Raw genomic sequence first — 12009 nt, 5'->3', positions numbered from 1 at the left:
GCTCACCGCATCCTCAGGATGCCGCTGCCTCCAACCGTGCCATCTCTTCTTCACTCAGTTCATAATTGGCGTAGACGTTCTGCACGTCGTCATTTTCCTCCAGAAACTCGATCAGGCGCAGGAGCTTTTCCGCCTCCTCGCCGCTGACTTCAATGGTGTTTTCGGGGATCATGGTGATCTCGCTGTCCTCGGGTTGCAGCCCGGCATCTGTCAGTGCCTGTGTCACTGCGTGCAGGTCAGTAGCCGCGGTGTATACGGCGATCCGTTCCCCCTCATTGACCACATCCTCTGCCCCAGCCTCCAAGGCCGCCTCCAGAATACGGTCTTCATCGGCATCGGCAGGGAAGGTGATCAAGCCCAGCTTTTTGAATTGATAGGCCACCGAGCCCGCAGTGCCCATATTGCCACCGCGCTTGGAAAAGATATGGCGAATCTCGGCTACCGTGCGCACCTTGTTGTCGGTCATGGTCTCCACCAGGATGGCGACGCCGCCGGGGCCGTAGCCCTCATAGGTGACCTCCTCGTAGTCCACGCCCTCCAGCTCTCCGGTGCCCCGCTTGACGGCGCGCTCCACGGTATCCTTAGTCATATTGGCCGCATAGGCCTTGTCGAGGGCGAGACGCAGCCGCGAGTTGCTGCCCGGGTCACCACCACCGGCGCGCGCCGCCACGGTAATTTCGCGAATGAGGCGGGTAAAGACCTTGCCTCGTTTGGCGTCTTTGAGTGCCTTCTTGAATTTGATGGTGGACCATTTGCTATGACCGGACATACCCAACTCCTGAACCTTCACAACGCGCTGATAGCGCGCATGATAGCCCAAATATCACGCAAACGTCATGCCAGGGTGGTGATGGCGCTGCGCGTCGCACCGAGGATCTCGCCAGCATCGGCATCCGGATGAAAATGCAGGGGAACTCCGTAGCGCAGCACGGGATGCTGGCGCCGCAGCCAGGTCTGCCAGTCAGAGGAATATTGATGCACTCCCAGGACCCGGGCGGGGACGACCGGCGCGGCGCTCTCACGGACCAGCCAGGCCAGGCCCTTTTCCATCCCTTCGCGGGCAATGCCGCCTTCGGGAAAAATGCCGAGAACCCGCCCGGCCTGCAATTGCCGACGCGCCTGCAGCAGCGCGCGCAGATCGCGGCCATCGCGGCGCACCGGGATGCACGCGCTCAGGTCCAGCCACGGGCGCAGCCAGCGGAGATCGTAGTATTCCTGTGCCACCAGAAAGGAAATCAGGCGCTGATTGCTGGCGATCAGAAGCAGGGGGTCAAGCACCGAAAGGTGATTGCAGGCGATGATGGCGGCGCCGGACGCCGGAACCGTGCTGGCGTCCCAATGGCCCCCTTGGTACTGTCGTGCGTAGCAGAGGATTCCCCGATGTGCGGCACGTTGCGAAAATGTCCAGTCGCTGCTCTGATCGGCGGCAGCCGCCGGCATGATCGCGCTCAGGACTGCTCCAGCATGCGTTGCAGGGCGACGCGTGCCTCTACAGCGGTTTGTTCGGCTACGCGAATGACATTGCGCTCGCGACCGGCGACCAATTCCTCCAGCGTCAACGCCAACTGCTCCGGGTCGATGCGGAACATGGTCGAGCACATGCAGACCATGGGCGACATGAATTCCACTGTCTTCCCCTCGGGACGCACCTCCTCCGCCAGGCGGGTGACGAGGTTGATTTCCGTACCCACCAGCCACTCACTGCCGGATTCTGCAGCCTTCACGGTTTTCAGGATGAAATCCGTGGAGCCGACGGCATCGGCCATGGAGCAGACCTCAAAGGCGGCCTCCGGGTGGGCGATGACCTTGCCTTGGGGGTGTGCGGCACGCCAGCGTTCGATATGAATGGGCTGGAACATCTGATGTACCGAACAGTGCCCTTTCCAGAGCAGGATCTTTGCCTGGCGAATCTCCTCGGGAGAGAGCCCCCCCAGAGGCAGCGCGGGATCCCAGACCGGCATCTCGCGCAAGGGAATGCCCAATTGATGCCCACTCCAGCGCCCCAAGTGCTGATCAGGAAAGAAAAAGGCCTTGGGACGCTGGTGAAAGCCCCAGTCGAGGATCTTGCGGGCATTGGAGGAGGTGCAGACCGTGCCACCATGGCGTCCACAGAAGGCCTTGATTTCGGCGCTGGAATTGACGTAGGTGACGGGGGTGATCTCCGCCTCGGGATCGAGCACCGTGCCCAGCTCTTCCCAGGCGCGCTCCACCTGCTCGATACTTGCCATGTCGGCCATGGCGCAGCCCGCCTGCAGGTCGGGAAGGATGCTTTTCTGCTCGGGACGGCTGAGAATGTCCGCCACCTCAGCCATGAAATGGACCCCGCAAAACACGATATACTCGGCATCCAGCTCGGCGGCTGCCCGCGATAGTTGCAGGGAATCGCCATGGAAGTCGGCATGGCGATATACTTCCTCGCGCTGGTAGTGGTGGCCGAGGATGACGGCACGCTTGCCCAGCGCCGCCTTGGCGACGCGAATCCGGGTATCGACTTCCGCCGCTTGGTTGCGTCCGCGAAATTGCACCGTGTCGACCGTCATTGCCACCTCCGTCCGATCATCCGCACTAACACTACCAAGCTAAGAGGCTGCACGCCCGGCGTCAAGGTTACCGAAGAGGCGAATGATGGCGTTACGGTTGGTCCAAGAACCGCAGCGTTCCGCTGCTTCGGTGGGGGATAGCCAAGCAAAGGCACAATGCTCCTCGGGCCGCAGGCGTGGCGTTTCCGTCCTTGCCAGACAGAGAGTGAAGATTCGCTCCTCGTTTTCTGTTACCCCTGGCGCATAGCGCTCCGACCAGGGTGGAACGATGGGAAAACGGTTACGCACGCCGGTATCAATCAGGCCCGTGGCGGCAAAGCCGGTTTCCTCGCGCAGCTCCCGCTCTGCCGCTTGTTGCCAGCGTTCTCCCGCTTCGAGGCTGCCGGTGACCGACTGCCAAAAACCTTGAGGTCGAACCCGTTCCAGCAGCAGTACTTGGGTTGCGGTATGCACGAGTACGAGTACTGACTTAGGGATTTTGTAGTCCATCTCCCACTCCCGGCCGGAGCCGGATACCAAGCTCCTGCAACTGGCGGTCGGCCACTGGACTGGGCGCTGCGGTGAGCAGGCAACCCGCCTTTTGCGTCTTGGGGAAAGCGATGACGTCGCGAATGGTATCACTGCCACTCATCAACATCACCAGACGATCGAGCCCGAAGGCCATGCCGCCATGAGGTGGCGCACCAAAGCGTAAGGCATCGAGCAGAAAGGCGAACTTGTCCTGCGCTTCCTCGGGTCCGATTCCCAGAGCCGCGAAGACCTCCTTCTGCACCTCCTCGCGATGGATGCGGATGCTCCCGCCACCAATCTCGTTGCCGTTCAGTACCAGATCATAGGCGCGGGCGAGGGCGTGTTCCGGATCCGTCCGCAGGGTTGCCAGATCGGTGGACTGGGGCGCGGTAAAGGGGTGATGGGTGGAGCTCCAGCGCTCCTCTTTCTCGTCAAACTCGAACATCGGAAAGTCGGTGATCCAGACGGGTTTCCATCCTGCCTGTACGAGCCCGAGATCCGTTCCAACGCGGTTGCGCAGGTTACCCAGGGCCTCGTTGACGATCTTGGCGCGGTCGGCCCCAAAGAAGAGGATGTCGCCATCCTCGGCGCCACTACGCTGCAGAATCTCCTGTAATACGGGTTCAGGCAGAAATTTGACGATGGGCGACTGCAGGCCGGAAGCCCCCGAAGCAAGATCATTGACCTTGATCCAGGCCAGCCCCTTGGCGCCATAGATGGCGACAAACTCGGTGTAACCATCGATCTGTGCCCGGCTGAGACTCGCCCCACCGGGCACCCGCAGGCAGGCCACGCGGCCGTGCGGTGCATCGGCAGCAGCGCGAAAGACCTTGAATTCGACACTGCGCATCAGATCGGTCAGCTCAGTGAGCTCCAGCGGGTTGCGCAGGTCGGGGCGATCCACGCCAAAGCGCTGCATGGCCTCGCCATAGGTCATGTGTGGGAAGGGGTCTGGCAATTCTGTCTGCAAGACGTCACGAAACAGGCCGCGAATCATTGGCTCCGCCAAAGCCATGACGTCTTTCTCTTCGACAAAAGACAGCTCGATGTCGATCTGCGTAAACTCCGGTTGCCGATCAGCGCGCAAATCCTCGTCACGGAAACACTTGGTAATCTGGTAGTAGCGGTCAAATCCCGCTACCATCAACAGCTGTTTAAAGAGTTGCGGGCTTTGCGGCAGGGCGAAGAATTCCCCCGGGTAGGTGCGCGAGGGTACCAGATAGTCGCGTGCGCCCTCGGGCGTGGAGCGCGTCAGTACCGGGGTTTCCACATCGATACAGCCGGCGGCATCCAGGTAATTGCGCACGTGGCGCGTGATCTGATGGCGCAGGCGAAGATTGTGCAGCATCTGCGGTCGTCGCAGATCGAGATAGCGATATTGCAGACGCAGGTTCTCGCCGATGCCCTCTTCATCCAGCGGAAAGGGCAGGGCATCAGCGCGACTCAAAATTTCGATTTCCTCCGCCAGAATCTCCACCTTGCCGCTGGGCAGCTGCGGATTTTCCGTCCCAGCAGGGCGCGCCCGCACCTTACCGACCACCCGCACGACAAACTCCGAGCGACAGTCTTCGGCACTGGCAAAGGCCGCCGGGCGATCGGGATCGACCACCACCTGCACCAGACCCTCACGATCGCGCAGATCGAGAAAGATTACTCCGCCGTGGTCGCGCCGCCGTTGTACCCAGGCGCAGAGGGTGACCGACTCGCCGATTTGTTGTTCTGTAACCTGGTGACAATAATGACTGCGCATAAGGTGTATCCTGGCAAAAAATGAGGGCCCGATCGGGCCCGCTAATGGTGTCGCTCCCGACGTCCTACGTCAATGACAGGCGCAGGCGCCGCCCGCACAAGGGGGTGCCGCGCTGGTACTGCCCTCCTCGCTCTTGGTCGTTTTACTGGAACCCTTGAAATCTGTTTCGTACCAGCCGCTGCCCTTCAGGGCAAAACCGCCAGCGCTGAGCTGCCGCTCCAATCCTGGCTTGCCGCAGGCCGGACAATCTACCAGGCGCGGGTCAGACATTTTTTGCTCAGCGCTGAGCTGATGACCGCATTCCTTGCATACATATTCATAAGTTGGCATCGATGCTACTCCTTTCCTGTACCAATCAGCCTATTATAAATATGTACTCGCTCTTGCCAATGCAAGAGAGTACCATCTGCCCGCCGCGTTCTTTACTTGTCGTTTTCGAGGTACACAGATTTGCTTGGCGCTGACATCCATGGCGCATTGCGCACCCTCATCGCACTGCTCGCAATTCTCAACCCCATTGGAGCGGTCCCCATCTTCATCGCCCTCACCAATGATGAGAGTCCGGCGCAACGCCTGCAGACCGCCAAGATGGCGGCGCGCGCGGTGGCGGTGGTGCTCCTGATTTCTGCCTTTCTAGGGGAATACATCCTGCGTTTCTTCGGGATCAGCATCGCCGCCTTCCAGGTCGCCGGTGGCATGATTCTCATGCTGCTCGCCCTGAACATGCTGCAGGCCAAGTCCGGCGGACGTTACAAGCATACCCCGGAAGAGGCGGCAGAGGGTATGCAGAAGGAGGCGGTGGCGGTAGTACCGTTGGCCATCCCGCTGCTCGCCGGACCGGGCACCATGGTCACCGTCATCATTGCGCACAATCGGAGCAATACTTGGCTGGCCAGTGGTCTCTTGGTCGTCGACATTCTGATCATTAGTCTGGTGGCGTATGCTGCTCTGCGTCTTGCCGAGCCCCTGAGCCGGAGAATGGGGGTAACCGGAATCAATATCTCGACGCGGATTTTTGGATTGATCCTGGCCGCCATTGCGGTCACCTTTCTTGCAAATGGCTTGTCCACTCTTTTCCCCGGTCTGCACGCGACAGTCATCTCATAAGGGAATCTAAATCGCCTATCAACTGCTATTGTTGGTAAGAAAGCTACTTTTTTGTATAAAATAAACGGTTAATGAGGGAAACATTAGTTGCCACCCGTTTCTCCTATCGGATCAAGCCGCGGCATATGTTGCTCGGTAAGAATTTGAGGTACGAAGATTAACGCACAGGTACAAGAAAAAGATCTGCAACTCCAGGAGCTGTCTGCTCGCTACGACTGGCCAACGGTCGAGTACGACGAATCGCTGACCGCTTCCGCCGCCATTTTGCGCCGACTGAATGTCGATTCACTGCGTGACGAATTATGGTTGCCTATCCGCTGGGATGATGACAGCGCTGAAGTCATCGTTTGCAACCCGGAAGATCCGCAGCTTGTAGAGCACATCCGCAGCTCTCTGGGGGTGCGGGAACTCTGCTTCCGGGTGGCGACGCCGTCGGATCTCGTGCGTCTGATTGAAAACAGTGCGGACCTCAACGAGCATTTTCCCGTGTATGCCGGGCGCACACCCCTGGCCAAGGTGCGCACCTACCTGGCGGGCCTGCGTACCCGCTACTCAGCGCAGAGGACGCAGTTTGCCCGCAGTCGTACGGGTCTCGCTCTCGCGCGTACTGGGCTCACCTTCATCACCATCGCGGTCGCATTTTTTCGTTTGTTTGGTACCGGAGATCTGCTTATTTTTGAGATTCCGCTGCTCATTATTGGCCTATTTGCCATTGTCGATGGCCTGCTTTGGTATTTTCCAGCACGGAAGGAATCGCGCCGAATCAAGAGCTATCCCCCATACCCGGTGCCAGAAGGATACACCGCTATCAATATGGTAGATCCGGGTGGCGCGATGGAGTTTTCGCGCAGTGCCATCGTTCCCGGCAGTACGGCGTTGCGGCAAAACTGGGATGCCCTCTCTCCGGTGGAGCGCCGGCGCTTTCTGGCGAATGACCGTACCAACCTCGCCGAAGAGCGAACCATATTAGCCTATCTGCGGGTGATGATGGCCAAGGCCCGCACCGGGCTCGCCTTTGCCCGTACCGGAGTCGCTTTTGCTGGTGTGGGTATTGGCTTTATCCGGAAATTCCCTGCCGGCCCCTGGTCGATCTTCGACTGGAGCCTCGTCGTTATCGGTGTGTTGATGCTGATCGAGGGCTTCCTCTGGTATGGGCCGGGGCGGCGTGCCGCCAACAAGGCGCTGGCAGCGGTGGCAGAGAAACGCGACGTTGCCGGCCTTTGGGATACGATTTTTCCTTCTCTGTGTCTCTATGCGCAGGGCATCGATCCGGTAGCAGAGGCCAATTCGCCGCAGGCTCAGCCCGGCGTCTTCGCTACTACCGGACTCGCCCTGGAGCGCACCACCCTGGCAGACAAACGCAATACCATGTCGCGGCTGCGAACGATCATGGCGCGGGCGCGCACCGGCATGGCCTTCATCCGTACCGGCTTCAGTGTCATGACCGTGGGCACCGGCCTCTTTGTGTATTTTCATTTTACCGGGCATGTGCATGTCTTCTGGTCCATTTTCGATATCGCTTTGGTCATCGCCGGCCTGTACCTGATCGCTGATGGATTGCACTGGTATCTGCCCGCCGAGCGGGTCAAGCGGCGTTCCAGGTATGTCGATAACGACTTCGAAATTGCTGATGCAGACTACAGTCTGCCGCGCAGCGCCTGGAAGCGAGAGCTCTACCGTGAGTGACGACTTGCGCATCTACGACGCCCTGCTCGACAACGGCGTTCTCAGCGCTGCGGAATTGACGGAGGCAAAGCGTCAGGCGGCGTGGCGTGGCATCGAGCTGGAGCGCGTTCTGCTGAGGGACTTTGCCGTAGCGCGTTGCGATTTGCTGTCGGCGCTGGCAAAGCGTTACGGCTGCGCCTGCGTGCAATACGACGAGCGCTTGCCGGTTCCTACCGAGCTCTTCGCAGGCCTCGATGCCAAGGTACTGCGTATGAATGTCTGGTTTCCGCTGCGGCGCGTCGACAACACGGTCATCATTGCCGCAGCCGATCCTAGCAATGAAGCGATGCAAGAAGAGGTACAGCGACTCATCCCCGCGCCGCGCTATGAGTTTCGTGTTGCCCTGCGCGAAGACATCCGCTGGTATATCCAGGACTACCTGCATGCCGAAGCACCGTTTCTCATCGGCATAGAACGCACGGGGCTGGCCTACTGGCGCAACACCATGGCGCATTGGCGCACCAAGCTCGCGGCACATCGTACGGCCCATGCCCGCGCGCGGACATCAATGAAGCTTCTGCGCTGGGGCTTGACCCTGGTGGCCATATCCAGCGTAGTCTCGCATTTTCCGCACTCGTTTCTGGCTCCCTATCACTTGCCCATCTTGCTCTCGGGTGCGGTGCTGGCCGGTTTCGGATTGCTTGATTACCTCAAGGTGCGACGAGCGCGTATGGACTTGCCGTGCCAACGCGCGCTGATCGATATCACCACGCAAAATATTCGCTTTACCGAGCGTTATCATCTTCCCGAAGCGCCCATGGAGGCCGAGGACCAATCGGCGCTTGCCAAGCTCGCTGCCGCAATTCCCAACTACTGTTCGGTGTTGCGCCCGGTGCCCGCGAGTAAGGAACGTACCCACCTGGCGCGAGAACGTAACATTCTTGCTGCGCAACGGACTATCGCTGCCAGCCACCGCACCTCCTATGCCCGAGCCAGAACGGGATTGTCCCTGATTCGTACGGGTGTTTCTTTTGTCGGTCTGGGCATTGCCATGCACAAGTTGCTGAATGCCAGCGCTTATAGTTTCACCGACTATGTTCTCATTGGCGCTGGATGCTTGATGTTCATCGATGGGCTGCGTTGGTATCTACCCGCGCGTCGTCTCAAATACGGTATCGGCCGCGACAGTAAACCGTAACAAAAAAGGTGGCCGGACATCGACCACCTCAAGCGGGCTGAGAAAGCCTGAAATTATGGTTTCACATAGTCAAAGCCATGCGACTCCAGTTGCATGATGCGCACGATTCCCGCCGGAACAATGACTACTGAGGGGTCGAGGGGGGGCAGATGACCCGTCTTCTTCTTGAACGCCTCCATGCTGTTATGACAGACATCAAATTCCACCCCCTCGGCGTTGATGGCAGCAATGCGGTCCGCGATTCCCTTGTTTTTCGGCAGATACATCTTGATGCCGGGACCAAAGGCCACGACGATGACTTGTACCTGCTCCTGCCCAAAATAATTGAGTAAATTCTGCGCATTGTTGAGGGTCAGGTTCCAGCGCGCGGGATCGGCCTGACTGACCTGCAGGACCACTTTGGCCTTGGCGAAGGGGTGATTGTGTATGAAGGTCGGTTTGCTGTAATCGAAATCGTGCAGCATCGATACATTGGCCCAGGCCGGACTTGTTCCCAGGACGAGGAGAAGCGGAATGCCAAGCGTAAAGAGAACGCGACGGAATAGCGAAGAGTGACGCATTTGTGGGCTCCTTATGACGTTAGAAAGCAATCATTGCCTGCAGGGCAAAGACATTATCGACAGCGCTGGCTACGCTCTCACTGGTGGCGTTCGGATGGGGAACATCCAGCGTGCGGAAATAATATCCCGCCATCACCTTGGTCAATGGCGTGAAATGGTATTGCAAACCCAGCGCATAGGTCTTGAAAATCCGGTTTTGGGCAGGATTGTTGGGCAGGCGGTTGTAGTAATCGTAGCGCAGATTTACTTCGATGTTTTTGGTCAGGAAAAGTCCGCCTTCCACCATATACCCCCAAGCCTTGTTGCCAATACCCGGATATAGCTGAGTTTGGTACAATGCCGCTTGTTTCAGATCGGCCTTGTTGAAGGCTGCGGGTGCATCGATCCAGCCATTGCCGCGCATATATTCAAAACGAAACTGCCGACCCCAGGGATGCATGTATCCCTGCAGATATTGCAAGTCGGCACCGTAGCGGTTCATGTCATAATTTGCGCCATCAAAACGTGGCACGGCGTGCTGATACCAAATGCCGCCCTGGATATCGCTGCGAAACGGTCCTTTCCCGCCAAGGATATACGCTTCTTGCAAGCGTACCGCTTCCATAGGCTCGTTCGATTGGTTGCCTGCGGCGACGGTACCGTACATGCCGACCATGGCTCCATAGGTGAACTCCCATGGCCCGCTGCGAAACCAGTCAAAGATCATGGCACCGGGGTAGCGATAGCCATTGACGCCCAGTTTTTCCGTGCCAGGAATCAGGTAGCCGGCGGGACTATCTTTGCTGATGTAGGCGGAATTCAGCATGGGCTGGTTCATCAACTGGTTAATGACCGTCGAGCTGATGACATAGTTATAAGTCATAAAGCCCTGCATGGCGCCTTCGCTACTCGGAGCGCGAATCAGGCCCACCTCCACCCGGGCTCCGGGGATGTAGCTGAAAGTGACGTGACCATCGATCAAACCCGGCTGGTATCCGCTCCGTACATGGGTGTAGCCATTATTGCCAAACTCCCCAGCGACAAAGTACGAGATATTGGGATTCAGGTTTCCGCGAAACATGATACGAGCGCGTAAAATACCGGCGGTCGTACCCTGGCTAAAATCCGGGCCGACCAGGTTGATGTGCGGTACCTCATGCAGCAGCCCATCTTCCGTACCAGGCTGTACCCAGATCGTCGGCTCGATAAAGCCCGATACCCCAAACAACGGCGCTTTCGCTGGAGAAATGCCCTGCAGTTCGAACCAATTTGCGGCTTCCGCCCCCGGTGCATACAGAAGGCCGGCAGCGAGCGCGGCAGATACTACCCCAGACAACAGTAGCGGTTTCGTTCTGGTCATATATCACCCCTATGATTGTGATGTGCAAAATACTAGCAAGGCATGTGCCATGATAGGCGCTTGCGCAAAATGCAATGGTTAATGGGCATTACTGCTGATGGACTGGATGTTGTTTAGCCAGCTTTGTGCGCCAAAATGCATCTTCCCTGTTCTCTCGGGAACACCAGAAAATTCGTATAAATTTATCGTCATTGCCGACGGGTTCGGATAGTGCTGTATCGGTCACCCGCGCCCGGCTTCGCCCTGATCGGCAGCGATGCTACCATCGCCGGTAAATTTGGCAGATGGAAGGCAACATGGATCACGCGACAGCTCTAGGCCAATTACAGCTCGGCGCAGCCGATATCCTGCCCGAGGGCGGTCTGGTCTCGCTACTGCAACGGGCAGAAAACGAAAAGCGGTCCCTACGGATCAAACTGGGTATGGATCCAACCGCCCCGGACCTCCACCTTGGTCACACGGTTCTGCTCCACAAGGCTCGCCAGTTTCAGGATCTGGGGCACGAATTGCTGTTTGTCATTGGTGATTTTACCGCACGCATCGGAGATCCCACCGGCAAGAACAGCACCCGCCCGCCGCTCAGTGCGGAGGATGTGCAGGCCAACGCCCAGACCTACCGCGAGCAGATTTTCAAGGTCCTCGACCCAGAACGTACGCAAGTCGTGTTCAATTCCCAGTGGCTCGACCGCTTCAGTCCGAGTGAAATGATCCACCTCGCGGCGCAGTCCACGGTGGCCCGCATGCTGGAACGCGACGACTTCAGCAAGCGCTACGCTGCCGGCCAGGCCATCGCCATTCACGAATTTCTCTACCCCCTCCTGCAAGGGTACGACTCCGTTGCCCTCAAGGCTGATGTCGAGCTGGGTGGCACCGATCAGCGCTTCAATCTGCTGGTCGGTCGCGAGTTGCAGAAAAATTGGGGGCAGCCCCAGCAGCTGGTTTTTACCATGCCCATTCTCGAAGGGCTGGATGGCATACAAAAAATGTCCAAATCCCTGGGCAACTACATCGCCTTACAAGACCCTCCGGAGCAGATCTTTGGTAAGGTGATGTCCATCTCCGATACCCTGATGTGGCGCTACTACACTCTTCTGTCGCGTCTGCCAGCGGCAGAGCAGCAGCGCCGGCAGCGAGAATGTGAGAGCGGAACGCGCAATCCCCGCGACTGTAAACTTGCCCTGGCACAAGAGCTGGTCGCGCGTTTTCATGGCGCGGATGCCGGACAGTTGGCGTATGATGGTTTTCTGGCACAATTTCAACGGCATGAGCGTCCAGATAACCTCCCTTTGCAGGAAATTGCCATGGATCAGCCGTATAGCATAGCGCGTCTTCTACAGAAT

General features: G+C 58.4%; 12 protein-coding genes (1 of these 12 running past the window's edge). 4 read left to right on the top strand and 8 right to left on the bottom strand.

Annotated elements, in window-relative coordinates; genetic code table 11:
* Positions 1 to 13 precede the first annotated feature (13 nt).
* The 6 genes from MQE22_RS11970 to MQE22_RS11945 form a co-directional block, all read right to left on the bottom strand.
* Positions 14 to 769, bottom strand: a complete 756-nt coding sequence (locus MQE22_RS11970) for a YebC/PmpR family DNA-binding transcriptional regulator (protein WP_215872696.1) — start codon at positions 767 to 769, stop codon at positions 14 to 16.
* 65 nt (positions 770 to 834) lie between these two features.
* A complete protein-coding gene (locus MQE22_RS11965) occupies positions 835 to 1440 on the bottom strand; it encodes a lysophospholipid acyltransferase family protein (protein WP_215872697.1) in 606 nt (201 codons plus the stop codon).
* An 8-nt stretch (positions 1441 to 1448) separates the two neighbouring features.
* A complete protein-coding gene (gene nadA / locus MQE22_RS11960; protein ID WP_215872698.1) occupies positions 1449 to 2540 on the bottom strand; it encodes a quinolinate synthase NadA in 1092 nt (363 codons plus the stop codon).
* Positions 2541 to 2579: 39 nt separating this feature from the next.
* The gene (gene nudB / locus MQE22_RS11955) at positions 2580 to 3029 is read right to left on the bottom strand and encodes a dihydroneopterin triphosphate diphosphatase (RefSeq protein WP_215872699.1); all 450 of its coding nucleotides are present in this window, start codon (positions 3027 to 3029) and stop codon (positions 2580 to 2582) included.
* Positions 3010 to 4800, bottom strand: a complete 1791-nt coding sequence (aspS, locus tag MQE22_RS11950; protein WP_215872700.1) for an aspartate--tRNA ligase — start codon at positions 4798 to 4800, stop codon at positions 3010 to 3012. Before aspS ends, nudB begins: the two co-directional genes overlap by 20 nt.
* A gap of 69 nt (positions 4801 to 4869) precedes the next feature.
* Positions 4870 to 5130, bottom strand: coding sequence for an FmdB family zinc ribbon protein (locus MQE22_RS11945; protein WP_215872701.1), 261 nt, complete (start codon positions 5128 to 5130; stop codon positions 4870 to 4872).
* Positions 5131 to 5250: 120 nt separating this feature from the next.
* Here MQE22_RS11945 and MQE22_RS11940 point away from each other — a divergent pair, with 120 nt between their 5' ends.
* From MQE22_RS11940 to MQE22_RS11930, 3 genes are all read left to right on the top strand, one after another.
* Positions 5251 to 5907, top strand: a complete 657-nt coding sequence (locus tag MQE22_RS11940) for a MarC family protein (RefSeq protein ID WP_215872702.1) — start codon at positions 5251 to 5253, stop codon at positions 5905 to 5907.
* 156 nt (positions 5908 to 6063) lie between these two features.
* Positions 6064 to 7593, top strand: a complete 1530-nt coding sequence (locus tag MQE22_RS11935; protein WP_255790305.1) for a GspE/PulE/PilB domain-containing protein — start codon at positions 6064 to 6066, stop codon at positions 7591 to 7593.
* On the top strand, positions 7586 to 8770 hold the full coding sequence (locus MQE22_RS11930) for a GspE/PulE/PilB domain-containing protein (RefSeq protein WP_255789756.1): 1185 nt from the start codon (positions 7586 to 7588) through the stop codon (positions 8768 to 8770). Before MQE22_RS11935 ends, MQE22_RS11930 begins: the two co-directional genes overlap by 8 nt.
* A gap of 53 nt (positions 8771 to 8823) precedes the next feature.
* Here the strand turns inward: MQE22_RS11930 and MQE22_RS11925 are convergent, their stop codons facing one another.
* Positions 8824 to 9330: a DsrE family protein gene (locus tag MQE22_RS11925; RefSeq protein ID WP_226827496.1), complete on the bottom strand. Its 507-nt coding sequence runs from the start codon at positions 9328 to 9330 to the stop codon at positions 8824 to 8826.
* A 19-nt stretch (positions 9331 to 9349) separates the two neighbouring features.
* Complete coding sequence (locus MQE22_RS11920; RefSeq protein WP_215872704.1) at positions 9350 to 10669, bottom strand: porin; 1320 nt, start codon at positions 10667 to 10669, stop codon at positions 9350 to 9352.
* Between the two features lie 296 nt (positions 10670 to 10965).
* Here MQE22_RS11920 and tyrS point away from each other — a divergent pair, with 296 nt between their 5' ends.
* On the top strand, positions 10966 to 12009 hold the 5' portion of the coding sequence (tyrS, locus tag MQE22_RS11915; RefSeq protein ID WP_226827498.1) for a tyrosine--tRNA ligase. 165 nt of this gene lie beyond the right edge of the window; 1044 of the gene's 1209 nt are visible here — the first part of the coding sequence; the start codon lies at positions 10966 to 10968; its stop codon lies beyond the right edge, outside the window.

Source organism: Acidithiobacillus sp. YTS05, from assembly GCF_024396695.1.
Lineage (GTDB): Bacteria > Pseudomonadota > Gammaproteobacteria > Acidithiobacillales > Acidithiobacillaceae > Igneacidithiobacillus > Igneacidithiobacillus copahuensis.
Note: the sequence above shows the minus strand (reverse complement) of the source record. Positions and strands in the feature narration are given on the sequence as shown.